We start from the raw sequence: 24,657 nt of genomic DNA, 5'->3' as shown, positions 1-24,657 counted from the left end.
GAACCGCGAAAGCCGCACGGTCGTGCGCGTACCGTTCGGTAGTGCGAGGGCGGTCCCGACGGACGAGGTCCCCCGCTGAGGCTCCGCAGGCGTGATCGAGGAGATGGACAACCGCGGGAGGTCTTATGACGTTCGCCGAGTTCGATCGAATGACCGCCACGTCCACGACCTTGTGCGGGCCGCGTCGGTCGCCTGGGCGCGCAGCGCTGTCGGCTCGGCTTCGGAGCGGCTCGTGGTGACATTGGACCGGTTGGCGAACGTGCTGAGTGGCTACGGAATCCGCTTGCGGTTGGGTTCGGTGCCCCGGTCCACCCGATTGCGCAGCGTGGTGATCCACGGGGCCGATCAGGGGCCCGTGGAGGCGGGCGACGTGCTGCTGGGGATCGGGGCACGCTCGCTGTCGGAGGTGGTGGAATGGGCGGTCTCGGCGGGTGCTGTCGTCGCAGTCCTTCGTGGGGGTGCGGAGACCGAGCACGAGCCGGATATCGATGGCGTGGCGGTGCTGGTGGTCGATCCCGCGGTGGCCTGGAGCGAGCTGGCCGCGGTGGTTTACGGATTGGTGCTGGAAGGACGCGAGACCGAGGCCGGTCGCGGCCCGACCGATTTGTTCGCCTTGGCCGACAGCGTGGCCGACGCTGTCGGGGGCGCGGTGACGATCGAGGACCGGCGGTCTCGGGTGCTGGCGTATTCGAAGCCGAAGCAGCACCTCGATCCCGCCCGCGTCGAGACGATCCTCGGTAGGGAGATGCCGCCGTGGTTGCGGGCCCTGTTCGACGCGCGCGGTGTCTTCGCGCATTTGGCCGCCTCGGATGAGCCGTTGTTCGTCGCCGCGGACGCCGAACGCGGTGTGACGGGGCGGATGGTCGTGGCCGTGCGTGTGGGCGGGCAACTGCTGGGGTCGATATGGGTGTCGTGCCCGGCGCCGTTGCGCGGGGCGCGGCGCACGGCCTTGGCCGATGGTGCGCGCACGGTGGCCTTGCACCTGTTGCGGTCGCGAGCCAGCGCCGACCTGGAGCGTCAGGTGGAAGCCGATCTGGTCATTCGTCTACTGGAGGGTGCGGCGGACGCGGCGACGGTGGCCAGCAGACTGGGGCTGGCGCCGGAGAACTTGCGGGTGATCGCGCTGCGGGATCGAGACGCGCACGAGCGGCACGCCGCGCTGCTGTTGATCTTCGAGCGAGCGACGACCGGATTCGGCTGGTCCCGTTCGACCCGCAGCGCCTTGGTCGGCGACACCGTCTACACCGTGCTCCCCGCTGATTCCGCTGCGGCGGCCCGCCGCTGGGTCGGTGAGCTACAGGCCGCGCTGCCCGTGGGGATGACATTGACGGCCGGCGTCAGCGGTCTCGCACATGCAACGGAATTGGCGTCGGCGCGCCGAGAAGCCGACGAGTGCCTGGCGCTGCACGAGGCCCGGCCCGCGGCGGCCGAGCCTCCCGCCTACGACGAGTCGTGGGACGAGATCCTGCTACAGCGATTGCGCACCGCAGGACTTTCCGGACGCACGCCGGCGCGGGGACCGGTGTCGGAATTACGGCGCCACGACCGCGCGCACTCCACCCAGTACGTGGCTACGCTGCGCGCCTGGTTGCAGGCGCAGGGCGACTCGGCCCAGGCGAGCGCGCGGCTCGGCGTGCACGAGAACACCGTCCGCAACCGGCTGCGCAAGATGGCGGAGGTGACCGATCTCGGCTTGGACGATCCGCGCAAACGTCTCGCCATGATGATCGAACTCGCCGTCGCCGACACCGACTGACCCGGCCCGCTGTGCCGTCGCCACAAATCTCCGCCCTCCGATTGTCCGATCAGCGCAAGCGATCGCCTTGCCGCCACGCCACCATGAGGTTGAGCCGGAAAGGAGGTATCGGAGTGAGGAACATGCAGGTACGTGAGGTGATGCGGAGGCCGGTCACCACCGTCCGGCGCGAGGATACGGCGCGCGAGGCGGCGCTGATGCTCGCCGAACTGCGGTACGCGGCGCTGCCCGTGCTCGACGGGGACGACCGCCTCATCGGAATGCTCACCAGCGGTGACCTCTTGCGGTCCGGAGAACTCGACGACGCGGTCGGCGCGGTGATGACCACGCCGGCGGTCGCCCTGCCCCAGACCGCGGCACTGGCCGAGGGTATGAGCAGGCTGGTGACCCACGGACTGCGCAGCCTGCCGGTCGTCGACGCCGAGGACCGCGTGGTCGGCATGTTCAGCCGCGGCGACGCGCTGCGGCTCATGCTCACCCCGGACGACGCGCTCGCGGCCGATGCGCAGCGCCTGCTCGATCAATATCGCGGCGCGCGGCGCTGGCAGGTCACCGTCGACGACGGCGACGCCACCGTCTACGGCCGGTTCGCCGACGAATCCGAACGACGCATCGCCGTCGCCTTGACCCGCACCGTGCCCGGCATCCGCACCGCGAGCATCGCGCTCACACCCGCCGCGGCCGAGCATTGACCACCAACCAGCCCTGGAGTCGACGATGACCCACGCACACCCCGTTTCACGCGCAAGCCTCAGCGAACAGCTACCCGTGCTGCGCGCCGCCCTGTTGCAGCAACGCCGCTTCCGCCTGCAACAGCTGGCCGAACTCGAAGCCGCAATCGCCCGCGCAGGTGAACCCGCCGACACGGCTGACGCGGCCAGACGCGAGGTCGACAGCAAACTGGCCGCGGCAGCACGGCAAGCGCTGGCGGACATCGAGGCAGCTCTCCTGCTCATCGCCACCGGAGGTTACGGCCGCTGCCGCCGCTGTGACGCCGAGATCTCGGTTCGCCTGCTGCGCACCATTCCCACTACACAGTGGTGCTTGCGGTGCCGTCGGCATCTCCCTTCCGCCGACGGATCCCGCGTGATACGCGGACAGCGGCCGGGACAACCCTCCCCAGCGCCGCGACGCGACCTGCCGACCAAACGTGAGACGCTCGCGTGCCGTTGACCGCCCGCCGTTCGGGCGAGTGCTGCCGGACGCGCCCCGCCGGGGGCCGCTCGAGTGAAGCTGTGTAGTGATTCCTCAGGCGGAGCGGAATCGCAGCTTGACGTCGCCGAGGACCGCTGCGTCGTCGCGTTCGACCACGGTGGCGGCGATGGTGAGTTCGTCGTCCTCGCGCCAGATCCGGGTGCGGATCGTCTCGCCCGGGTAGAGCACCCCGGCGAACCGGGCGCGGAAACCGGTGACGCGGCTCGTGTCGGAGTCGAGCACGATGTCGGTCGCGGTCTTGCAGACGATGCCGTAGGTGCACAACCCGTGCAGGATGGGCGCGGGAAATCCGGCGGCGCGGGCGAATTCGGGGTCGGAGTGCAGCGGGTTGCGGTCCCCGGACATCCGGTAGAGCAGCGCCTGCTGCGGCAGCGTCGGGGTGGTGACGTCGAAATCCGGGGCGCGGTCGGGCAGTTCGGTCTTGGTGCTCGGTCCGCGCTCGCCGCCGAAGCCGCCCTCGCCCTTGGCGAAGATCGAGGAGCGCTCGGTCCACAGCGGCGCTCCGTCGGAGCCGGTGACGGTGTGCTCCTGCACGATGACCGCGGCCGAGCCCTTGTCCCAGATCTCGGCGATCCGGCTGACCTTGGTCGCCTTGCCCGCGGCCGGGATCGGCCGGTGCACCTCGACCTCCTGATGACCGTGCACCACCTTCGCCAGATCGATCTCGACGCCGGGGAAGCTCACCCTGGGCGGCTCGGTCTCGTGCACGGTGGCCGCGACGGTGGCGAAGGTCGGCAGCACCTGGGGTTCCCGATCGTCGAGGTAGCGCAACTCGGCAGGCTCGGTCCAGCGCGTGCCTGCGCCGAGGCCCAGTTGGTAGAGCTGCACGTCCGACGGGGTCCAGGCGAACTCCCGGCTCGGCAGTTCCGCGCCGAGCGCGATCTTCGGGTCGATGGGCATCAGTTCTCCTTGTGCATGAATGTGGATCGATCCGGATCTACCGCGCCGCGCCCGAGTCCGCGCCGGAAATAGCTGCGCCTTCGGTTCGATCCTGCTCGGCGCGCCCGCGGCTCGCCAGTGCGCCGTCCGGTCGGTGGGATGGGCGTCGCGGTATGGCTCGTGCTCGGCGCCCCAGTTGTGGCCGAGGGCGACCGTCAGGCCTCTGCCGCGGCGACTGCGGGCTGCTCCTTCTTGCGCTTGACGATGTCCAGCACCGCGAGGTAGCCGAAGGCGATCGCGGGACCGATGGTGGCGCCGGGCCCGGCATAGGTGTGGCCCATCACCGGTGTGGAGCAGTTGCCGGAGGCGTACAGCCCCTCGATGACGCTGCCGTCCTCGCGCAGCACCCGCCCGGCGGTGTCGGCCACCAGTCCGCCCTTGGTGCCCAGATCGCCCGGCACGATCTTGGCGGCGTAGTACGGGCCCTCCACCAGCGCGGCCAGGCACGGGTTGGGCCGCACGGTCGGATCGCCGTAGTACCGGTCGTAATGGCTGTCGCCGCGGCCGAAGTCCTCGTCCTTCCCGGTCTCGGCGAAGCCGTTGAAGCGGGTGACGGTAGCGGCCAACTCGTCGGCGGGCACGTCGATCTTGCCTGCCAATTCCTCGATGCTGTCGGCCTTGACGATGTAGTCGTTTTCCATCCACCGGGACGGAAAACGCTGACCGGGCTGTAGCCCGGCGAAGATGTAGCGGTTCCGGTAGCGCTGGTCGAACACCAGCCACGCGGGGATGTTCTCGCCCGGCCCCTCGCCCTGCCCGTACTCGCCGCCGTACATGGTGTGCACCGCCTCGACGTAAGGAGCGGACTCATTTCCGAATCGCTTGCCGTCGGCGTTCACCATGATGCTGCCGGGCAGGTTCCGTTCGGCCAGCGCGAACCACGGTTTGCCGCCCTTGAAGATGGTCGGCCCCCACCAGGCGTCCTCCATGAAACCGATGGCCGCGCCCGCCGCCATGCCCGCTTGGATGCCGTCTCCGGTATTGGCGGCCGCGCCGGTGGTCCACTCGGTGGTGATGGGCTGGCGCTGGTATTTGGTGCGCATTTCCGCGTTGTGCTCGAAACCGCCGCTGCCCAGGACGACGCCGTAGCGGGCGGTGAAGGTGACCGGCTCGCCGTCGTGCAGCGCGTTGACGCCGGTGACGACGCCGTTCGTCACCATGAGGTCGGTCATCGGGGTGTTCAGCAACAGCGGCACGTTCGCGTCCATGAGCCCCTTGCGCATGCCCGCGATGATGGCCTGCCCCATGCCGACGATGTGTTTGCGGGTGAACTTGGCCCAGTAGGTGCGCGCGCCGACGCGCATCGCCCGGAGCATGCCCTTCGGATGCCGCCGAATCAGATTGAGCCGGACGAAGTCGGCCTGCATGACCACCACGTTCAGCGGAGCCTTCGCGTACGGCGGCTCCAGGTTGAACCGCTCGTCGCCGAGGATCTTCGTGTCGAACGGCTTGGGCTCGCACGAGCGTCCCTCGGGCCGCCCGCCCGGCGCTTCGGGATGGTAGTCGGAGTAGCCGGGCACCCACGTCATCTTCAGGGGCGAGTGATCGAGCACGAAGTCCAGCGCTTCGGCCCCGCGATCGATGAAGGTGTCGACCCGTTCGGAGGGGACGACGTCGCCGATGATGCTGTGCAGGTAGGTCCGTGCGTCCTCGCGGTCGTCGGGCCGACCGGACGCGCGCAGCGCCTTGTTGCCCGGGATCCACACGCCGCCGCCGGAGCGCGCGGTCGACCCGCCGTAGTGCGCGGCCTTCTCGATGACCACCACGCTCAGGCCGTTGTGGGCCGCGGTGAGGGCGGCGGTCATGCCGGCGGCGCCGCTGCCGACCACCACCACGTCGTATTCCCGATCAGTCATGTAGAACACGTTATAGAATGGACGCGCCATTGGTCTATGTTGTGTGGCAGAAGACTTGCTCGACGTTCCGTTTGTCGAGGAAACTTGTTTCAGTTTCAGACCGGAGTTAAGAACATGGGCCTCGAATGGGACCTGGCCACCGACGTTGTCGTGGTCGGATACGGCGCCGCGGGGGCGGCGGCCGCGCTGGAAGCGACCGAGGCGGGCGCGCAGGTGCTCGTGCTCGAACGCTTCGCCGGAGGCGGGACGTCGGCGCTTTCGGGCGGCATCATCTACGCGGGCGGCGGCACCTCCGTGCAGCGGGAGGCCGGGGTGGAGGACACCCCGGAGGCCATGTACGCCTACCTCGAGCGCGAGGTCGGCGACGCGGTCGCCCCCGAGACGTTGCGCCGGTTCGTCGACGAGAGCCCGGAACTGATCGAGTGGCTGAAGGCGCACGGCGTTCCGTTCGAAGCCTCGCTGTGCCCGTACAAGACTTCCTACCCCAACGACCGCTACTACCTGTACTACTCCGGCAGCGAGATCTCCGGCGCGTTCCGCGACATCCCGCCCGCCCAGCGCGGACATCGGGTGAAGGGAAGGGGCACTTCGGGAAAGAAGCTCACCGGCCCGCTCGCCGCCGCCGCGTCCAGGGCGGGCGTGCGCGTGGAGACCCTCACCCGGGTGACCCGACTGATCACCGACGGCGCGGGCGCGGTGATCGGCGTCGAGTGCCGCACCCTGCGCGACGCGCCTGGCCGGGTCCGCGACCGTTACACCCGCATGGCGAAGGTCGCGGCAAAGCCCGGCATCTACTACCCGCCGCTGCGACGGGCACTGGAACAGCGGCTGGACCTGCTGGAACGCCGGTACGGCAGCACGATCCGGGTCCTCGCGCGGCGCGCAGTGGTGCTCAGCGCGGGCGGGTTCATCGCCAATCGCGAGTTGGTGCGACAGTACGCGCCCGCCTTCCACGGCGGTCTCGCCCTCGGCACCACCGCCGACGACGGCAGCGGCATCCTGATGGCCGAGCAGGTCGGCGCGGCCGTGGATCACATGGACAACGTCTCCGCATGGCGATTCCTGCTCCCGCCCAGCGCGTTCACCGCGGCGCTGCTGGTGGACGCCGATGGCAGGCGGGTGATCGATGAGACGCGCTACGGCGCCGCGGTCGGCAACAAGCTGATCACCGAGCACGGCGGCAAGGGGTGGCTGCTGGCCGACAACGCACTGATGCGCACCGCGATCGGGCAGATCGGCAAGCAAGGAGCCTGGTTCCAGCGCGGGCAGTTCGAGACTATGCGTCGCACCGCGATTCGCGGCGCCACGCTGGAGGAAGCCGCGGCGAAGGCGGGCATCGACCCGGCCGGGCTGCGCGCGACGGTCGACGCGCACAACACCGCGATCGAGACCGGCGCCCCCGATCCGGTCGGGAAACCCGCCGAGTTCACCGAACCGGTGCTTACCGGCCCCTTCTGGTTGTTGGATGTGGGCATCAAACCGAGCCTGACCAACCCGTGCCCCATGCTCACCCTCGGCGGCGTCGTCGTGGACGAGCGCACCGGCGCGGTCAAGACGACCGAGGGCGCCGACATCCCTGGGCTCTTCGCGGCCGGGCGCACCGCGGTCGGCGTCTGCTCCAAGTCCTACGTCAGCGGGCTGTCGCTGGCCGACTGCGTCTTCTCCGGCCGCAGGGCGGGGCGGTCGGCCGCGGGCGAGCAGGTCTCGGCGCTGGAAAACGCAACAGTGGAAGGAAATTAGCGTGCTGTCCGACGCGGTACGAACCGAACTGGCCGACGAACTCGAGCGCGCCGAGCGCGACCGGGTGGCGATCGATCCGCTGATCGCCCGCCACCCCGACATCGACATGGTCGACGCCTACGAGATCCAGCTGATCAACATCCGCCGCAGGCTCGACGCGGGCGCGCGCGTGGTCGGGCACAAGGTCGGCCTGTCCTCGAAGGCCATGCAGCAGATGATGGGCGTGGACGAGCCCGACTACGGGCATCTGCTCGCGGAAATGGAAGTCTACGAGGACGTTCCGGTGGAAGCGGGCCGGTATCTGTTCCCCCGGGTCGAGGTGGAGGTCGGGTTCGTGCTCGGCGCCGACCTGCCCGGCGCGGAGTGCACCGAGGAGGACGTGCTCGCCGCCACGGTCGCCTTCGCGCCCGCGATCGAGCTGATCGACTCGCGGATCAAGGACTGGAACATCGGTCTGGCCGACACCATCTCCGACAACGCGTCGTCGGCGGGCTTCGTGCTCGGCGCGCAGCGTGTCGCGCCGAGGGACATCGACATCAAGGCCATCGACGCGGTGCTCACCCGCAACGGCGAGGTGGTCGCCGAGGGCCGCAGCGACGCGGTGCTGGGTGATCCGGTGATCGCGGTGGCCTGGCTGGCGCGCAAGGTCGCGAGCTTCGGTGTCCGGTTGAAGGCAGGTGACATCGTGCTGCCCGGCTCGTGCACCCGCGCCATCGACGCCCGTCCGGGCGATGACTTCCACGCCGAGTTCGCCGGACTCGGCTCTGTCCGTTTGCAATTCACCTAGGGAGGCTGTCGTGTCCAACGGGACCGTCACCGCCGCGATCGTCGGGTCCGGCAACATCAGCACCGATCTGCTCTACAAACTGCTGCGCTCGCAGAAGATTCAGCCGCGCTGGATGATCGGGATCGACCCGGACAGCGAGGGGCTGAAGCGGGCGCGCGGGCTCGGGCTGGAGACCTCGCACGAAGGCGTGGACTGGCTGCTCGGACAATCCGAACTGCCCGACCTGATCTTCGAGGCGACCTCGGCGTATGTCCACCGCGCCGCCGCGCCGCGCTACGCCGAAGCGGGCATCCGCGCCGTCGACCTCACCCCCGCCGCCGTCGGCCCCGCCGTCGTGCCGCCGGTGAACCTGGGCGCGAATATCGACGCGCCGAACGTCAACATGATCACCTGCGGCGGCCAGGCCACGATCCCGATCGTCGCCGCGGTGTCGCGGGTCGTCCCGGTGCCGTACGCGGAGATCGTCGCGTCGGTGTCGTCGGTCTCCGCGGGCCCCGGCACCCGTGCGAACATCGACGAGTTCACCAAGACCACCAGTCGCGGCGTCGAGACCATCGGCGGGGCGCGGCGCGGCAAGGCCATCATCATCCTGAATCCGGCCGAGCCGCCGATGATCATGCGCGACACCATCTTCTGCGCCATCCCCGACGACGCCGACACCGACGCGATCGCCGACTCGATCCACCGGATGGTCGCCGACATCCAGCAGTACGTGCCCGGCTACCGGCTGCTCAACGAGCCGCAGTTCGACGAGCCCTCGGTGGTCTCCGGCGGCATGGCCAAGGTGTCGGTGTTCGTCGAGGTGGAGGGCGCGGGCGACTTCCTGCCCCCGTACGCGGGCAACCTCGACATCATGACCGCCGCCGCTACGCAGGTCGGCGAGGTCATCGCCGAGCAGATCGTCACGGCCCGGGTGTAAGGAGCTTTCGACATGGCCTACTCAGCAGAACTCGACATCCGCGTCACCGACACCTCGCTGCGCGACGGATCCCACCACAAGCGCCACCAGTTCACCGCCACCGAGGTCCGCGACATCGTGGCCGCGCTGGACGGCGCGGGCGTGCCGGTGATCGAGGTGACCCACGGCGACGGTCTCGGCGGTTCGTCGTTCAACTACGGCTTCTCCAAGACGCCGGAGCAGGAACTGGTCACCATCGCCGCCGAGACGGCGAAGCGGGCGAAGATCGCCGTGCTGATGCTGCCCGGCGTCGGGGTGAAGGAAGACATCAAGATCTCCCAGGACAACGGCGCGTCCATCTGCCGGATCGCCACACACTGCACCGAAGCCGACGTGTCGATCCAGCACTTCGGTCTGGCGCGGGAACTCGGACTGGAGACGGTCGGGTTCCTGATGATGTCGCACACCCAGCCGCCGGAGGTGCTCGCCAAGCAGGCGCGCATCATGGCCGACGCCGGCTGCCAGTGCGTCTACATCGTCGACTCGGCCGGTGCGCTGGTGCTCGAGCAGGTTTCCGACCGCGTCGCGGCACTGGTGGCCGAACTCGGCGACGACGCGCAGGTCGGCTTCCACGGTCACGAGAACCTCGATTTGGCCGTCGCCAACTCGATCTACGCCATCCGCGCGGGTGCCAAGCAGATCGACGGCAGCGCACGGCGTTTCGGCGCGGGCGCGGGCAACACCCCGGTCGAGGCGCTGGTCGGCGTGTGCGACAAGCTGGGTGTGAAGACGGGCATCGACTTCTTCGCCATCGCCGACGCCGCCGAAGACGTCGTCCGCCCGGCCATGCCCCAGGAATGCCTGCTAGATCGCCAGGCCCTGATGATGGGCTACGCCGGCGTCTACTCCAGCTTCCTCAAGCACGCCGAACGGCAAGCCGAGCGCTACGGCGTCTCGGCCGCCGAGATGCTCGTGCGAGCGGGCAAGCGCAAACTGGTCGGCGGGCAGGAGGATCAGCTGATCGACATCGCGCTGGAATTGCAGCGGGAGAAGGCGACCGTCTCCGCCTGAGCGGCCTGACCACAGCGGGGTCGCGAACATGCGTTCGCGACCCCGTTCGTCTGCGGGAACCACGATCAACCAAGTCCCTGCTTGTCGATGGGTGGTACATCACTCGTCTCCGAGTACCCGGCGAGGAACTCGAGTACATTTGGCCAGGCGGCAGCAACGATCCCTTCGTGATCGGTGTCGAGCCGTGAAACTCGTATCTCGTTCCGCCAAGCACGTACTGAGCGAGTAGCGCCGGTCCATCATTGGGGACGACGTGGTCGGTCGTGCCGTGTGTGATCAATAGCAGGCTGCGGTACCACGAAGTGGTGGACTCGGACCGCTATGGAGCGAACGGTTGGGGAGGCGTACTGCTAGGGTCTCGAATACCAAGGGCGGAGGGGGTTCTCACTGATCGGTATGCAGCACCACCGGCTCGTCAGCCTTCGCGCGATACCCACGTTTCGAAGCCCACCGGATCCAGCACAGTCCGGTGCGGTTGTTTCGAGTCATAGCGAAACATAGATCCCACATGAGGACGACCATGAACGAAGACTTCCTCGATGAACTCGCACGATTCCACGCCTACACCCAAGCGATCTCCGGACTGATGCAGGAAGTCACTCAGGCCGGACCACAGCGCACCACCGGGCGCGACAGCACCGGAACAGTCGAGGCCACCATATCCTCAGTCGGAGAACTGATCGACATCGCCATCGCCGAGAACTGGTCTCGGCACCTGGAACGAGACCAAATCGGGCAGGCGGTAGTGAGCGCGATCAAAGATGTCGAACGCCGGCGCTTCGAAGCGGCTATGACCGCCGCAGTCGACAAGGGCACCATCGATCGGCTCGAAGCACTGAGCCTCGATGATGTGACACCCAGTCACCTCGAACTACCGAAGCCACCGCGTTACCCGACAGTCGGAACTACGCAACTGCTCGACGAGACCCTCCAGGCCATCAACGTCGGAACAGTGCTCGAGCCGAAGGAATTCGTCGGCGAAGCCGAAACCGAAGACCAGCTACACGCAGTTATCACTCTGAACAGCAGTGGTATCGCCGACTGCGAAGTCCGACTGCCGTGGGGAATCGACGTCAGCGGCAACGCGATCGCCTGGACGATCAAGCAGGCGCACGGTGAAGCACGTCAGCGACTGCTTGCCGCCGGAACACGTAGCGGTGCAACCGATTTCGACATGCTGATTACCGATGCCATTCAGTCTCTCGCCGCGATACAGAATCGCCCACAAGGAGTGAACTAGTGGCTCCCACAGCACAAGAAATCAAGGTCGCCACCGACACTCTCCGCAAGGACGCAGCGGTCTGGGATCGCGAATCGGCCACCATGTCGAATTTGAAGAGTACGGTCGACGGCCTGACATTCGGCCGCCTCGAGGCCGGAATCTTCCAAGCCATCGTCGATGCCAACAACAAGTTGGCTATCAAAATATCGGAACGCTGCGACCAGGCGTCGAAACGTTTTGCTGAGATCGGAGACACGCTCATGCATTGCGCAGACACGTACGATGCCGAAGACGCCGCGGGAAAACACCGGATCGACGGTCTCTGGTAAATAGAGGGGTAACAATGTCATTCGATATATCGTCGTACAATTCTGTCGTCGATGGCCTGGAAAAATTCCTTGACGACATCGATGGCAAAGTCAGGGTGGCGATACCACAAGCTGAGCAGGAAGCCCTCGACCTACCGTACGTCAGACTGATTCCGCCCGTTCAGCGCGCAGTCAAAACGTGCGCCGACAAGCTCATCGAAATATGCAAATGGCTATGGGACAAGGTCATCGAAATCATGAAGGGGATTCGTGCCCCGTACGACATGTACCTGCGCAGCCGCGATTGGACCGATGTACGCGATTCCGTATCGAGCATCCAGGGCGAAATCGATCCGAACAACTTGGCGGTAAACCGCGTCTGGAAAGGTGCGGCGCAGTTGGCCTACATGAAGGCGAACACGGCGCAGAGCGCAGCATCAGGCAAAGTCGGCGACATCGCCGACAAGACTAAAACCGTCCTCATCGAGTCGGCCGTGGCAGGGCTTGCCTTCTATGCAGGCCTATTGAGCATCTGCTGGCAGTTCCTTGCGAACCTCGCAGCGGCAATTGCTGCCCTGGCCACCGGAGTAGGGGCGCCCATCAGCCTCGCGGATATCGCAGCCGACTCGGGGATCACCACCGCGCAGATCTGGGTAGCGGTCGGTCTCCTGAGTGCCTTCGTGGGGCAGCAGGCCAGAAGCTTCGGTGACCTCCACTCGGCAGCATCGGATAACAGCAGCTTCCCGGGCGGGAGATGGCCGGATCCGATTTCTTCAACGTTCAGCGACGCGTCGGTCGGCGGCGATAACGAATCCAAGTGGAGGCTGAACTGAGCAAAAAGTATATTGGGCAGCGGTTACCTCCCGAGCAGGAAGCGCTGAAACGTCCCAGCAGTTTGGTCGGACTCGCGATGGTGCCGCTATTCTTCGGTCTATTTCTGATAGTGACCAGTGTGAGTAGCTCGGCTGTCGCTGGAGGTGTGGCCTCCGCAGTGCTGCTCGGGGTAGCGATCGCTGCGCAACCGGTTGGAATCACTCTCAGTTGGAGGAAACCACCGACCGGTAGGTCGCGAATAGTCGTGAGTTCGGTTTTCATCTGTTCCGGGTCGGCGATTATAGGCCTATTCGTGGCGAGCCTTGCCGCCGGTGTGAATACCTTTCAGGTGTACTATTGCTATCCAATCCTACTGGTGTCCACGGCAATACTCGGCCATCAATGCCTCAATCATCACCGTTATCTATTCCAGAAATCCTCACGAAACGAAGACCGAATCGAATCGGAATGAAGAATGACCTTGTGACTCGCCGATGGTTGTTCTGAGCCACCGTGGTCACAGGGGTAAACGCGTTACGAGCCCAACGGTTGATGTGGCCGCGTGACCGGGTGGCCTGCGAATCATCCGGCCCGGCCGACCGGAGCGCTTGTCTGCTCACTGTGAACCAGCGCGAAGGACGGCGAGCAGCTGCTCGGCCGGAATGGTGTGGGGGCGGTCGCTCACTTGGCCGTCACCTAGTTCGACCAAGCGCCAGGCCCCGTCGTCGCGCAACGCGAAGTCGGCTGTCACGAACGGGAGGCCGAGGGCGGCGATGGCGTCTTCGACGGATGTTGGGTCGAACTCGACGTCGGGCATGTCCTCCGGAGTGTCCGGGTGTGGGCCGATCAACCGGCACTTGCCGTCCGCCCACCAGGTGCGCACTTCGGCCGATCGGAAATGTTCGAAGCGGCGCAGGACGAATCCGCCGGTCAGGTCTTCGCCGCGGAGTTCACGGAATCTGCTCGCGACCCGCCAGGCGGCGTCCGGGTCCGCCGCGTCGGGGATGAACGCCGCTTCGTGCCAGTAGTGCTTCATCGACTTGGTGTAGTCGCGCAGGACGACGGGGCCGGTTCCCAGCTCCCGACGCGCGTGATCGAACGCGGCGCGATCGCCCCCGCTGGTCCATACCGATCGAGGCGTCATCTCGGCGAGTGCGGAATACCACCCCGGCAACTCGTGCGCCCGCCGGTATTGTTCGGCGCTCGTGCGCAGCGTGACGCCCCGCTGCCGCAAGCTACGTTCGAACGCGGCGTACTCAGCACTGCGCAACATCCAGCCGCGGTAGACAGCCACCCCGCTGGAACGGACGCATCGAACGGCCTCTTCCGCGCCGTCAGCGCGGGTCAGCGCGTCGTGATCGACCACGGCGACTTCCAATCCGACGGCACGAGCCGCGTCCGCCTCCGGGGCGAAATGCTCGTCGACGCGTTGGGGGCGAAGTACATCGGCCGGAAAAAGAAGCAGCACAACACATATCCTCGCGTCGGTACACACTATTCCCAACCGATTTTCGCCTCGCCGCTATCGGTGATCATCGATGCCGCAGTCGACTTGGACTACGCCGCTGGCTGATTCAACTCATCGAGGATGCGCCGCAGTTGCCCAGCCCGCTCGGCGGAACTCCGTGTCTTCATCAGCCGCAGGAAGCGCGCATACTGCGCGGTGCGGTCGAGCAGTTCGAATCTCCTCCGTGCGCGTGGATTCGCGCTGAGCGCTTCGAGCAAGTCGGCCGGACAGGTGGCGGTCCGCTGGGATTCATAGGCGGCCGCCCAGCGTCCATCGGACTGCGCGGCGGCGATGGCCGCGAAACCGGCTGCCCGCATGCGACCTGCGGCGACGAGAGCTTCGGCTTTGGCGACATTGATCTGCGACCACGGACTCCTCGGACGGCGCGGCGAGTATCGCTGCAGGTAGTGCTCGGCGTCGAGGCCGCGGCGGTGACTGTCGATCCAGCCGAAGCAGAGCGCGCCGTCGAGCGCCTCCCCGTTGCTGATCGTCCGGTCCGCTGCCCCCTTCTTGGCGATCTTCAGCCAGACATCGGCGGCCCCGTGATGATTGGCCGCCAGCCACTCCTCCCACTGCGCGCCGTCGGCACAAGTGAGGATTCCTGTCCCATCGAACTGACCCATGATGCCCTCCAAAAACGCGGTGCTGCCTGCGCACCTCATCCTCCGCCCCAAAGTGCTCATCAATTGAGCACTTCACGAGTGGCACATGAGCGTGTGGCGCTCTCGCGTTTCGCCGCGCTCATGTGCCACTCGCGAAGCCGCCATCTACCGCGGACGTCAGACGGGGCCGTGGAGGCTGGGTCGGGGTGGCTGGAGTGGAAGGACTGTACGGTCGCTTGTGAGAGCACGACGTCGGATACCAGTCCGGATCGTCGCGGGCTTCTTCGCAACAGTCGAGAGGAGAGACGAATGACCATCGACATTCGCAAGGTGACCGTCCTGGGCACCGGGGTGCTTGGTTCGCAGATCGCCTTCCAGACGGCCTTCCACGGTTTCGAGGTGACGGCTTACGACATCGACGACAAGGCGCTGGCCGCGGCCGGGGAGCGACTCGACAAGCTGGTGGCGGTCTACCGTGAGCAGGTACCCGGCGGCGAGGACGGCAAGGCGGAGCAGACGGCGGCGGGCATCGCGCTGACTTCCGATCTGGCTCGCGCGGCGCAGGACGCGGATCTGGTCATCGAGGCCATTCCCGAGGTGCTGACCATCAAGCAGCAGACGTACGAGAAGCTCGGCCAGGTCGCACCGGAGCGCACCATCTTCGCCACCAACTCCTCCACCCTGCTGCCCAGCGCCATCAAAGACTTCACCGGCCGCCCGGACCGATTCCTCGCGCTGCACTTCGCGAATCAGGTGTGGCACTTCAACACCGCCGAGATCATGGGCACCGCCGACACCGACCCGAACGTGTACCAGGCCGTGGTCGACTTCGCCTCGAAGATCGGCATGGTACCGATCGAAATCCACAAGGAGAAGGCCGGTTACGTCCTGAACTCGCTACTGGTGCCGTTGCTCAACGCGGGCATGAACTTGGCGGCGGGCGGCTACGCCGATCCCGAAGCGGTGGACAAGACCTGGCAGATCGGCACCGGCGCACCGGCCGGGCCGTTCCGCATCCTCGACATCATCGGCCTGACCACGCCTTACAACATCCTCGTCAACAACGAGGACGAGGAGTCCCAACGGCTGGCCCAGTGGTTGAAGGAGAACTACATCGACAAGGGAAAGCTCGGCATCGCCACCGGCGAGGGTTTCTACAAGTACTGACCCGCGAGGGCGCCGAGCGCCACGGAATATGGAGGCGTCGAAGTGACAGCACTCATCGGAGGTGTGTCATGACTTGGACCGTAATCGACCTCGATGTCCAGCTGGCTGATGTCTCGAAGGTGCTGGGCACCGGAACGAAAACGGAGACGGTGAACGCGTCGCTTCGTGAGGTGCTGGAGACCCGCCGCCGCGCGCTTGCCCGCACCCGTCTGCAGGATGGGTAGTTTCCGCCGGCCCGGGCCACTTACCACGGATCGATTCGGCTCGGTCAGCGCTGACCATCTGTTTCGCTGTCGGTATGTCCGACCAACCGGTCACGACCCATCTCCACTACGGCGCACGTCTTCAACAGCGGCACGATCTCGCAAAGATGCGCTGTGCACAGCTCGAGCAGCGCCGCGTTGGTGATGTTCCCGGTGGCGATGATAAGCAGCGACCGGGGGGACCCGCGCAGGACATGGCTGACCCAGAAATCACGGTCCTTCGTGACGACCACGCGGTCTTCCCGATCCGCTCGCATCGCGATCTGATGATCCGTAGTGCGATTTCCGAGCAGGAAGTCGGAAGTATGCACCGCATCGTGACCTGCCTCGGACAACAGCACGGCGAGCCGGCGCGGCAGCTGCGCATCGACCAGGAACTTCACGCTGCGTCGAAGGGGATCGTGGTCCGTTGCGCAGTCACCACGGCAGCGTATTCGAGCGCTGCCAGAATGTCCTCGTGTTCTAGATCCGGATAGTCGCCCAAGATCTCATCGGGCCGCATCCCTGAGGCGAGCAGTTCCAGCAGCATCTCGACCGGATACCGCAAACCCCGCACCACGGGCTTGCCGTGGCAAATTTCGGGGTCCGTGGTGATACGGCCTAATAGCGACATGTCTCTACTGTATCCAGTGCCCTCGATCAGCGCGTCCATTGCCGATCGCGGCGCGGGCGAAGGACGCGAGCCGCACCGGATTGCAGCTACAACCAGGTGTCCAGTGTGGTCGTCGTGAGGAAGTGCTCCAGGTCCGCGCGCCACGGGGCAGGTGTGGTCTTCTCCGGTTCGATGGCGGTGTACTGGCCGCGGTAGAAGAGCAGGGGGCGGCCGGTAGTGGTCGATTCGGAGAGGGTTTGGACTCGCCCGATCACGATGTAGTGGTCGCCGCCGTCGATGACGTTGTCCACCTTGCACTCGATGGTGGCCAACGCTTCGTCCAGCACCGGGAGTTCCAGGTCGGAGGTGTGCCAGGCGGCGCCGGCGAACTTGTCGGGTTCGCGGGAGCCGAAGCGGGCGCACAGTTCGCGCTGCTGTTCGGCGAGGACGTTCACGCAGAAGCGCCCGGATTTCTCGATCGCCGCCCAGGACCGGGACGCCTTGGTAGGGCAGAACAGCACCAGCGGGGGTTCGAGGGAGAGGGCGGCGAAAGACTGGCACGCGAAGCCGATCGGCACTCCGTCGTCGTCGAAAGTGGTGATCACGGTGATGCCGGTGCAAAACTGCCCCAGCACATTCCGGAACTGCCGTGGATCGATCTCGGATCCGTCCGCGGTCATCGCTTCGCTCGCCCTCTCGGTCACTGCTGCCGTTGCCCGACGGTGAAGTCGTGGCCCCACAGGCTCACCGCGGTCGATTCTCGCGCGATCCAGTCGTGGTCGTCCACTTCCAAGCCCTCGCAGCCGAATTCGACGTCGAATCCGCCCGGCGTCTTCATGTAGAAGGAGAGCATCTTGTCGTTGACGTGCCGTCCGAGCGTCGCCGACATCTTGACCTTCTTGCGCAGCGCGCGGTCCAGGGTCAGGCCGACGTCGTCGGCGTTCTCCACCTCGAGCATCAGATGCACAATGCCGCTCGGCGTCGGCATGGGCAGGAACGCCAGCGAGTGGTGGCGCGGATTGCAGCCGAAGAAGCGCAGCCAGGCGGGCTCGCCGTCGGCCGGGCGACCGACCATCTGCGGTGGCAGCCGCATCGAGTCGCGCAGCCGGAAGCCCAGCACGTCGCGGTAGAACTCCAGCGCCGCTTTGTCGTCCTTGGTGCTGAGCACCACGTGCCCGAGCCCCTGCTCCTCGGTGACGAACCGGTGCCCGTATGGACTGACGACCCGGCGATGCTCCAGCGCCGCGCCGTGGAAAGCCTCGAGCGTGTTGCCGGACGGGTCGTCGAACTTGATCAGCTCGTACACCCGGCGATCGGCCAGTTCGGTGGCCGTGCCCTCCTTGTAGGGCACGCCCGCCGCGTCGAGTCGGTTGCGGACGTCCTGCAACTCCTCGGCGTTCGCGGTCTCCCAGCCCGAGACCTGTAGCCGGTCCTTCTCGCCGGGAACGATCACCAGCCGGGCCGGGAACTCGTCCATGCGCAGGTACAGCGCTTCGGGGTCGGTGCCCTTGCCCTCGACCATGCCGAGGACCTTCAGGCCGTACTCCCGCCAGGCGGCCATGTCGGTCGCCTCGATACGCAGATATCCCAGTGAGCGGATGCCCATCACTTCTCCTTGACGCCCGCGAGGAAATCGATCGCGAGCCGGTTGAATTCGTGGAACTTCTCCAGCTGTGCCCAGTGCCCGCAGCCACCGAAGACGTGCAGCTGCGCGCGCGGGATCACCTTGGTCGCCACCAGCGCGCCGTCGAGCGGGTTGACCCGGTCCTCCCGGCCCCAGATCAGCAGCACGGGCTGACGCAGTTTGTAGGCGTCGCGCCAGAGCATGCCCTTCTCGAAGTCCGCGCTCGCGAACGACTTGCCCATCGCCCTGGTCGCGGCCAGCGCCTCGGGCGTGCTCGCCGAGGCGAATCGCTCCTCGATCAGCTCCTCGGTGATGAGCGACTGGTCGAAGACCATGATGCGCAGGAACGCCTCCAGGTTCTCCCTGGTCGGCTCGAAATTGAACTTGGAGAGCAGCTTCACGCCCTCGGTCGGGTCGGGCGCGAACAGGTTGGTGCTCAGCCCGCCCGGCCCCATCAGGATCAGCTTCCCGGCCCGATCCGGGTAGTCCAGTGCGAACCGGACCGCCGCGCCGCCGCCGAGCGAGTTGCCCAGCAGGTGCACCCGGGACGTGATCTCCAAATGGTCGAGCAGGTCCTTCAGCGCCGAGGCGCTGTGCACGAAGTACTGCGGATGCTCGGTGGGTTTGTCCGAGCGGCCGTAGCCCGGCTGGTCGACCGCGATCACGTGGAAGTGCTCGGCCAGCACCGGGATGTTGCGCGCGAAGTTCGACCAGGAGGACGCGCCAGGCCCGCCGCCGTGCAGCAGGACGATCGTCGGCCCGCTGCCGACGCCCGCCTCGTGGTAGTGCAGCCGCAGATCGGGCCGCACCTGCGCGTAGCGCGAGGTCGATTCGGCGGTGAGTTCCGCGGTAGAGGTCACGGTCGTCCTCCTAGACCATGCCGTCGGTGACGGGCAGGCCGAACTCGTGCGTGCCGTACATCAGGTAGGCGCGCTCGGGATCGTTGGCCGCGTGCACCCGGCCCGCGTGCGCGTCACGCCAGAAGCGTTGCAGCGGTGTGCCGTTGGCCAGTGCGGTGGCGCCGGAGCTCTCGAACAGCTTGTCGATCGCGGCGATCGAGCGGCCGGTGGCGCGCACCTGGTCGCGCCGCGCCCGCACGCGCAGGTCGAACGGGATCTCCTTGCCCGCCGCCAGCAGTGCGTACTCGTCGGCGACGTTGCCCGACAGCTGCCGCCACGCGGCGTCGATGTCGCTGGCGGCCTCCGCGATGCGCACCTTGGCGAACGGGTCCTCCTTGGCCTTCTCGCCCGCGTAGGCCGCGCGCACCCGCTTGCCCTGGTGCTCGACGTGCGCCGCGTAGGCGCCGTAGGCCATGCCGACGATCGGCGTGGAGATGGTAGTGGGATGGATTGTGCCCCAAGGCATCTTGTAGACCGGATCGGTATTCTGCTCCAGACCGGGCGATTTCAGTTCGCTCATGGCACGGAAGCTGAGGAACCGGTGCGAGGGCACGAAGACGTCCTTCACCACGACGGTGTTGGAGCCGGTGCCGCGCAGGCCGACCACGTTCCACACGTCGTCGATGCGGTAGTCGTCGCGCGGGATGAGGAAGCTGCCGAAGTCCACCGGCTTGCCGTCCTTGATCACCGGGCCGCCGAGCACCGCCCAGGTGGCGTGATCGCAGCCGGACGACCAGGCCCACGCGCCGTTGACGAGGTAGCCGCCGTCGACGACCGTGCCAGCGCCCATGGGCGCGTAGGAGGAGGAGATCCGCACTTCGGTGTCCTCGCCCCAGACGTCCTCCTGCGCCTGCTGCGCGAACAGCGCGAGGTGCCAGTTGTGCACGCCGACAATGCCGGCCACCCAGCCGGTGGAGCCGCACGCGCCGGCGATCTTGCGCACGGTGTCGTAGAAGACCACCGGATCGGCGGCGTGACCGCCCCACTGCTTGGGCTGGAGCAACCGGAAGAAGCCGGTCTCCTGCAACGCCTTCATGCTTTCGTCGGGGATGCGCCGCAGGTCCTCGGCCTCCTGTGCGCGTTCGCGCAACGTCGGCAACAGCGCTTCGACCCGTTCGGTCACTTCTTGCGTCATCTCGGGACCTGCTCCTGCCTGGTCGGTTGATGTCCGGAATCTCATTTGCCTCTGAGACTAGAACACGTTCCTATTTATGTCGAGAACCGGTGTTCACCCTCGCGCGGACATGCGCTCATGCAGGAAGTGAGGTGAATCGCTGGCGTCGAGGACGCCAGTTTTGTAACGTGTTCTAGTACAGATGGAGGAGGAAACGCGATGGCAGTTACCCCACAGGGCGGCGCGAAGGTCCGGGAGCTGGATGTCGGCACCGCACCGACCCGCTATGCGCGGGGATGGCATTGCCTGGGTCTGGCCAAGACGTTCCGCGACGGCAAGCCGCACGCGGTGAACGTTTTCGGCACCAAGCTCGTCGTCTGGGCCGACAGCAGTGGTGAACTGCGGGTGCTCGACGCCTACTGCAGGCACATGGGCGGCGACCTGAGCATGGGTGAGGTCAAGGGCGACGACATCGCCTGTCCGTTCCACGACTGGCGCTGGTCGGGGACCAACGGCAAGTGCACCGCGATTCCGTACGCGCGGCGGGTGCCGCCGCTGGCGCGCACCAGGAAGTGGACCACGCTGGAGCGCAACGGCCAGCTGTTCGTCTGGCACGACCACGAGGGCAGCCAGCCGCCGCCCGAGGTCACGATCCCGCACATCAAGGGCCCCTACACCGACGCCGACGGCAACCCCAGCGAGCAACTCGACAGCGGGTGGACCGACTGGACCTGGAATTCGATGCTGATCGAGGGCGCCAACTGCCGCGAGATCATCGACAACGTGGTCGACATGGCCCACTTCTTCTACATCCATTTCGCCTTCCCGACGTACTTCAAGAACGTCTTCGAGGGTCACATCGCCACCCAGTTCCTGGAGACCAAGGGCAGGCCGGACATCGGCATGGCCTCCAAATACGGCGGTGACACGCTGCTGAAGTCCGAGGCCTCGTACTTCGGGCCCTCGTACATGATCAACCCGCTGATCAACATCTACAGCGGTTACGAGGTCAAAAGCGTCCTGATCAACTGCCACTACCCGGTCACGCAGGACTCCTTCGTCCTGCAATGGGGCATCACGCTGGAGAAGCCCAAGGGCGTCGAGGGCGAGATGGCGACCAAGCTGGCCGAGAAGATGACCGAGGGCATCAGCGTCGGCTTCCTGCAGGACGTCGAGATCTGGAAGCACAAGTCCAAGGTCGAGAACCCGCTGCTGTGCGAGGAGGACGGGCCGGTCTACCAGCTGCGTCGCTGGTACGACCAGTTCTACGTCGACCTGGCCGACGTCACCGAGAAGATGACCCAGCGCTTCGAGTTCGAGGTCGACACCACCAAGGCGAACGAGGCGTGGGAAGCCGAGGTCGCCGAGAACCTGCGGCGCAAGCGCGAGTCCGAGGAAGCCGAGGCGAGCGTCTGATGGCGGCCACCTGGGCGAAGGCACCCGATTTCGCCGATCAGCCCGCTCGGCGAGCCGAAGTGCGCGCCCAGACGGTGGTCGACAAGCAGCGGTATCTGGAGGACGGCCTGACACCCCTGCGGTGCCGGGCCTGCCAAAGTCATGTGCTGGTGCGCAAGAGCAGCACCCACCAGACGTCGGTGCAGTGGACCGGCAACCCCGCCGAGCACTGCCCGGTTTTCGCCGCACTGAGCGCGACCGGTCACGGGCCGGGTCGCCCTGACTCGTGTCCGGATCTCGAGCGCACCATCGCCTGGGCCGTGGACGAGGGCGTGCTCGAAATTCCTGAGTGATCAGGCTGTTCGGGATCGGCGGGCGGCGATCGATTCGCCCGCCGATTACCGCGGCGGTGACCGCGCTGTCGCGGCCGAGCCGTGCTCCGACTACGTTGACGGGAACAAAAGAGACCTTCGTGCCGAAACGGATCAGTCCGATTCGGCGCCGCAGGAGGGAGTTTCCGCGATGCTGGTGCGGCATCTGGACTGCGCGACCATGTGCCCGGTCGGCGGACGAGCGCTGCTCGGCAGCGGTGGTCTGCTGACCGGCGGGCTGGTCGGCCATTGCCTGCTCGTCGAGTCCGATGACGGGCTGGTGCTGGTGGACACGGGCTTCGGCATGGCCGACGTGCTCGACCGGGGCAGGCTCGGTTTCGGTACCTCGCGGTTGCTGCGTCCCCGGTTGCGCCCGGAACACACCGCGCTGCACCAGATCCGCGGGCTGGGCTATCGGCGCGAGGACGTCCGGCACATCGTGCTCACCCATCTCGATCTCGATCACGCGGGCGGGCTGTCCGACTTCCCCGACGCCACCGTGCACGTCTTCGCCGACGAACTCGACGCCGCGACCCAGCGCCCCACCCTCGGGGAGAAGATGCGGTATCAGCCGCGCCAGTGGGAACACGGCCCCCGCTGGCTGGCCCACGAGACCGGCGCGGACACCTGGTTCGGCTTCACCGCCGTCCCGGTGCTCGAGGACATCATGCTGATCCCGCTGGTCGGCCACACGCGCGGGCACAGCGGCGTCGCGGTCCGGCAGAGCGACGGATGGTTGCTGCACTGCGGCGACGCTTATTTTCACCACCGGCAGCTGGCGGCGGGGAAGGCGCGTCCCCCGGTCGGCCTCGGCGTGTTCGAGGTGTTCGCGAGCACGCTCGGACGAGAGCGGGTGGAGAACCTGGAACGGCTGCGCACGCTGCACGCCGACCACGGCGAGCGGGTGCGAATGTTCTGCGCGCACGATCCGCACGAGCTCGAGCGATTCGCCGCCGTGCCGGTGCGCTGAGCCCGGTCAGTCCAGCCGGAAATCCGCGAAGTCGAATCCCGGCGCGACGATGCAGCTGACCAGCACGTATTCCGCAGTCGCAGGCCGCGCCGACTGGCTGACCCCGCCCGGCACCACCGCTTGGAGCGCCTGACCGTGCTCCAGGTCGGGGCCGAGGATCACCTCCTCGCCGCCGATCTCCAGTGCCAGCGGTCCGCCACGGTGCCAGAGCCACAGCTCGTCGGAGCGCACCGTGTGCGGGGCGGACCGCTCGCCCGGCAGCAGCAGGAAATGGATCGCGGTGGCGGCGGCGCGCGGGCCCGGATAACCCTCCGGTGTGAATTCCACCGGGCTGCGCCAGGTTTGGCGGTACCAGCCGCCTTCGGGATGCGGCGCGAGATCGAGGGCGACAGCGAGCGGCGGTCGATTGTCGGTCATCGTTCGACTATGCCCGATCCTTCGCCGACGCTCGGCTTTCCTCGATACGCCAGGTGATACCGAAAGGCGCCAGCGCGTCCAGGAAATCGGCGGGGTCGAACGCCTCCGCCGGCGCGAGGGCGCCGGGCGCCGCGGCTCCGCCGGCCAAGCGGACCGCCGACTCCACCGCCATCAACGCCGAATCGCGGTAGGAGTCGACGCCGCTGAGCACGCCGCGGACCTGCCGCCCGTCCGCGCCGAACGCGTCGACGACGAGGTCGTAGCGCAGGTCCGCGCCGGGCGCGTCGGGCAGCGTGTCGATCAGTTCGGCGGTGAACCCGCTGAGTGTGTCGAGGATCGAGGTGGCGAGGACGCCCTCGACGTAGGAGACGTCCGAGTGCCGCGGGATGGTCAGGACCGGGGGCTGCGGGAATTTGGCCACGGTGGTCGGCTCGGTGTCACCGGGGAAGGTCATCTTCTCGCGGCGCGCCGTCGCGCCGGTGCGCAGTTCGCCGTCGGCGTAGTGCCAGCCGCCGCCGCGGAACCAATCCAAACTGGCGAGCACCGTCTTCGCGCTGCCTTTGGAACCATTGCCGCCGCTCTTGCTCAGATGGCTCAACACCACCTCGGCCGACCCGGGCACCCGGCGCGTGATGAGGTGTGCCAGCAGGTCGCCGGGGAGGTTGCTGTCGGTGACGCCGGAGACCACGGTGACGCCGCCCGCCGCCGCGCGTGGTCCGAACTCGTCGAGCACGCGCTTCAGGAAAAGCTGCTCGCCGGACATGTCGGTGTAGTGCGCACCCGCGTCGATCGCGGCGGCCAGCACCGCCGAGCCGTGCTCGACATAGGCGGGCAAGCTGCTGATCACCACATCCGCTCCGGTGAACGCGGTGACCAGAGCCGTGTGATCGGACAGGTCGGCTACCCGGATGTCGGCTTCGGGCAGGTCCGCGGCAGCGGCTCGGACGCGATCGGCGTCGCGGCCCACGAGGATCGGGTCGACGCCGCGGCGGCGCAGTTCGGCGAGCAGGTAGCCGCCGGTGTGTCCGGTCGCGCCGTAGACGGCGATGGTGGCGGTGGTTTCGGTCGATGTCATGAATAGAAAGCTATTGGCTTCTTGTGAGCCGGACAATGCGTAGAGCGCTCGATACT

General features: G+C 66.9%; 27 protein-coding genes. 15 read left to right on the top strand and 12 right to left on the bottom strand.

What is annotated here, in order from left to right; all coding sequences use genetic code 11:
* Positions 1-232: 232 nt before the first annotated feature.
* From ACIA5H_RS06595 to ACIA5H_RS06585, 3 genes are all read left to right on the top strand, one after another.
* A complete protein-coding gene (locus ACIA5H_RS06595; RefSeq protein ID WP_397074378.1) occupies positions 233-1,756 on the top strand; it encodes a PucR family transcriptional regulator in 1,524 nt (507 codons plus the stop codon).
* Between the two features lie 122 nt (positions 1,757-1,878).
* Positions 1,879-2,448, top strand: coding sequence for a CBS domain-containing protein (locus ACIA5H_RS06590; protein WP_397074513.1), 570 nt, complete (start codon positions 1,879-1,881; stop codon positions 2,446-2,448).
* Between the two features lie 25 nt (positions 2,449-2,473).
* Positions 2,474-2,929: a TraR/DksA family transcriptional regulator gene (locus tag ACIA5H_RS06585; protein WP_397074376.1), complete on the top strand. Its 456-nt coding sequence runs from the start codon at positions 2,474-2,476 to the stop codon at positions 2,927-2,929.
* A 75-nt stretch (positions 2,930-3,004) separates the two neighbouring features.
* Here ACIA5H_RS06585 and ACIA5H_RS06580 read toward each other — a convergent pair whose 3' ends face one another.
* Positions 3,005-3,871 carry a MaoC/PaaZ C-terminal domain-containing protein gene (locus ACIA5H_RS06580; protein ID WP_356963584.1) on the bottom strand — a complete coding sequence of 289 codons (867 nt, stop codon included), beginning with the start codon at positions 3,869-3,871 and terminating at the stop codon, positions 3,005-3,007.
* A gap of 194 nt (positions 3,872-4,065) precedes the next feature.
* Positions 4,066-5,775: a 3-oxosteroid 1-dehydrogenase gene (gene kstD, locus ACIA5H_RS06575; RefSeq protein ID WP_397074373.1), complete on the bottom strand. Its 1,710-nt coding sequence runs from the start codon at positions 5,773-5,775 to the stop codon at positions 4,066-4,068.
* Positions 5,776-5,880: 105 nt separating this feature from the next.
* Between kstD and ACIA5H_RS06570 the strand changes: the two genes are divergently transcribed.
* The 7 genes from ACIA5H_RS06570 to ACIA5H_RS06540 all read left to right on the top strand — a co-directional run bounded on the left by ACIA5H_RS06570 (position 5,881) and on the right by ACIA5H_RS06540 (position 12,625).
* Complete coding sequence (locus tag ACIA5H_RS06570) at positions 5,881-7,506, top strand: FAD-binding protein (RefSeq protein ID WP_397074371.1); 1,626 nt, start codon at positions 5,881-5,883, stop codon at positions 7,504-7,506.
* Position 7,507: 1 nt separating this feature from the next.
* On the top strand, positions 7,508-8,293 hold the full coding sequence (locus ACIA5H_RS06565) for a 2-keto-4-pentenoate hydratase (protein WP_397074369.1): 786 nt from the start codon (positions 7,508-7,510) through the stop codon (positions 8,291-8,293).
* A gap of 10 nt (positions 8,294-8,303) precedes the next feature.
* Positions 8,304-9,212, top strand: coding sequence for an acetaldehyde dehydrogenase (acetylating) (locus ACIA5H_RS06560; protein WP_379250323.1), 909 nt, complete (start codon positions 8,304-8,306; stop codon positions 9,210-9,212).
* Positions 9,213-9,224: 12 nt separating this feature from the next.
* A complete protein-coding gene (gene dmpG, locus ACIA5H_RS06555) occupies positions 9,225-10,262 on the top strand; it encodes a 4-hydroxy-2-oxovalerate aldolase (RefSeq protein WP_397074366.1) in 1,038 nt (345 codons plus the stop codon).
* Positions 10,263-10,782: 520 nt separating this feature from the next.
* Positions 10,783-11,502 carry a hypothetical protein gene (locus tag ACIA5H_RS06550; protein ID WP_397074364.1) on the top strand — a complete coding sequence of 240 codons (720 nt, stop codon included), beginning with the start codon at positions 10,783-10,785 and terminating at the stop codon, positions 11,500-11,502.
* Positions 11,502-11,813, top strand: a complete 312-nt coding sequence (locus ACIA5H_RS06545) for a hypothetical protein (RefSeq protein WP_397074362.1) — start codon at positions 11,502-11,504, stop codon at positions 11,811-11,813. The genes ACIA5H_RS06550 and ACIA5H_RS06545 overlap by 1 nt, the downstream gene beginning before the upstream one ends.
* Before the next feature lie 14 nt (positions 11,814-11,827).
* Positions 11,828-12,625, top strand: a complete 798-nt coding sequence (locus ACIA5H_RS06540; protein ID WP_397074360.1) for a hypothetical protein — start codon at positions 11,828-11,830, stop codon at positions 12,623-12,625.
* A 596-nt stretch (positions 12,626-13,221) separates the two neighbouring features.
* On the opposite strand, the gene ACIA5H_RS06535 is transcribed toward ACIA5H_RS06540, so the two are convergent.
* On the bottom strand, positions 13,222-14,073 hold the full coding sequence (locus ACIA5H_RS06535; RefSeq protein ID WP_397074358.1) for an ATP-grasp domain-containing protein: 852 nt from the start codon (positions 14,071-14,073) through the stop codon (positions 13,222-13,224).
* An 89-nt stretch (positions 14,074-14,162) separates the two neighbouring features.
* Positions 14,163-14,735 (bottom strand): YdeI family protein, encoded by a 573-nt coding sequence (locus ACIA5H_RS06530; protein ID WP_397074356.1) that lies wholly within the window; start codon positions 14,733-14,735, stop codon positions 14,163-14,165.
* A 288-nt stretch (positions 14,736-15,023) separates the two neighbouring features.
* Here ACIA5H_RS06530 and ACIA5H_RS06525 point away from each other — a divergent pair, with 288 nt between their 5' ends.
* Both ACIA5H_RS06525 and ACIA5H_RS06520 read left to right on the top strand, forming a co-directional pair.
* Entirely contained in the window at positions 15,024-15,881 is an 858-nt protein-coding gene (locus ACIA5H_RS06525) for a 3-hydroxyacyl-CoA dehydrogenase (protein WP_397074354.1), read from the top strand.
* Between the two features lie 68 nt (positions 15,882-15,949).
* Positions 15,950-16,105 (top strand): hypothetical protein, encoded by a 156-nt coding sequence (locus ACIA5H_RS06520; RefSeq protein ID WP_397074352.1) that lies wholly within the window; start codon positions 15,950-15,952, stop codon positions 16,103-16,105.
* A 44-nt stretch (positions 16,106-16,149) separates the two neighbouring features.
* Here ACIA5H_RS06520 and ACIA5H_RS06515 read toward each other — a convergent pair whose 3' ends face one another.
* Genes ACIA5H_RS06515 through hsaA form a run of 6 tightly spaced genes read right to left on the bottom strand, consistent with a single transcriptional unit; the run spans position 16,150 to position 20,394 of the window.
* Positions 16,150-16,527 carry a DUF5615 family PIN-like protein gene (locus ACIA5H_RS06515; RefSeq protein WP_379250331.1) on the bottom strand — a complete coding sequence of 126 codons (378 nt, stop codon included), beginning with the start codon at positions 16,525-16,527 and terminating at the stop codon, positions 16,150-16,152.
* A complete protein-coding gene (locus tag ACIA5H_RS06510) occupies positions 16,524-16,796 on the bottom strand; it encodes a DUF433 domain-containing protein (RefSeq protein ID WP_245548807.1) in 273 nt (90 codons plus the stop codon). Before ACIA5H_RS06510 ends, ACIA5H_RS06515 begins: the two co-directional genes overlap by 4 nt.
* 47 nt (positions 16,797-16,843) lie before the next feature.
* The gene (gene hsaB, locus ACIA5H_RS06505; RefSeq protein WP_397074349.1) at positions 16,844-17,416 is read right to left on the bottom strand and encodes a 3-hydroxy-9,10-secoandrosta-1,3,5(10)-triene-9,17-dione monooxygenase reductase subunit; all 573 of its coding nucleotides are present in this window, start codon (positions 17,414-17,416) and stop codon (positions 16,844-16,846) included.
* 20 nt (positions 17,417-17,436) lie between these two features.
* Entirely contained in the window at positions 17,437-18,342 is a 906-nt protein-coding gene (gene hsaC / locus ACIA5H_RS06500; protein ID WP_356963595.1) for an iron-dependent extradiol dioxygenase HsaC, read from the bottom strand.
* Positions 18,342-19,220 (bottom strand): 4,5:9,10-diseco-3-hydroxy-5,9,17-trioxoandrosta-1(10),2-diene-4-oate hydrolase, encoded by an 879-nt coding sequence (gene hsaD, locus ACIA5H_RS06495; protein ID WP_397074346.1) that lies wholly within the window; start codon positions 19,218-19,220, stop codon positions 18,342-18,344. Before hsaD ends, hsaC begins: the two co-directional genes overlap by 1 nt.
* Positions 19,221-19,230: 10 nt before the next feature.
* Positions 19,231-20,394 carry a 3-hydroxy-9,10-secoandrosta-1,3,5(10)-triene-9,17-dione monooxygenase oxygenase subunit gene (gene hsaA / locus ACIA5H_RS06490; protein WP_355076804.1) on the bottom strand — a complete coding sequence of 388 codons (1,164 nt, stop codon included), beginning with the start codon at positions 20,392-20,394 and terminating at the stop codon, positions 19,231-19,233.
* 198 nt (positions 20,395-20,592) lie between these two features.
* Here hsaA and ACIA5H_RS06485 point away from each other — a divergent pair, with 198 nt between their 5' ends.
* The 3 genes from ACIA5H_RS06485 to ACIA5H_RS06475 all read left to right on the top strand — a co-directional run bounded on the left by ACIA5H_RS06485 (position 20,593) and on the right by ACIA5H_RS06475 (position 23,109).
* Positions 20,593-21,789 carry a Rieske 2Fe-2S domain-containing protein gene (locus tag ACIA5H_RS06485; protein ID WP_356963597.1) on the top strand — a complete coding sequence of 399 codons (1,197 nt, stop codon included), beginning with the start codon at positions 20,593-20,595 and terminating at the stop codon, positions 21,787-21,789.
* Positions 21,789-22,121 (top strand): hypothetical protein, encoded by a 333-nt coding sequence (locus ACIA5H_RS06480; protein ID WP_379250339.1) that lies wholly within the window; start codon positions 21,789-21,791, stop codon positions 22,119-22,121. Before ACIA5H_RS06485 ends, ACIA5H_RS06480 begins: the two co-directional genes overlap by 1 nt.
* Positions 22,122-22,290: 169 nt before the next feature.
* The gene (locus ACIA5H_RS06475) at positions 22,291-23,109 is read left to right on the top strand and encodes an MBL fold metallo-hydrolase (RefSeq protein ID WP_397074342.1); all 819 of its coding nucleotides are present in this window, start codon (positions 22,291-22,293) and stop codon (positions 23,107-23,109) included.
* Between the two features lie 6 nt (positions 23,110-23,115).
* Here the strand turns inward: ACIA5H_RS06475 and ACIA5H_RS06470 are convergent, their stop codons facing one another.
* Entirely contained in the window at positions 23,116-23,526 is a 411-nt protein-coding gene (locus ACIA5H_RS06470) for a cupin domain-containing protein (RefSeq protein WP_355076809.1), read from the bottom strand.
* 7 nt (positions 23,527-23,533) lie between these two features.
* The gene (locus tag ACIA5H_RS06465) at positions 23,534-24,601 is read right to left on the bottom strand and encodes a saccharopine dehydrogenase NADP-binding domain-containing protein (protein ID WP_397074340.1); all 1,068 of its coding nucleotides are present in this window, start codon (positions 24,599-24,601) and stop codon (positions 23,534-23,536) included.
* Between the last annotated feature and the right edge of the window lie 56 nt (positions 24,602-24,657).

This window comes from Nocardia sp. NPDC051900 (assembly GCF_044452545.1).
In the GTDB taxonomy this organism is placed as follows: Bacteria; Actinomycetota; Actinomycetes; order Mycobacteriales; family Mycobacteriaceae; genus Nocardia; species Nocardia sichangensis.
Note: the sequence above shows the minus strand (reverse complement) of the source record. Positions and strands in the feature narration are given on the sequence as shown.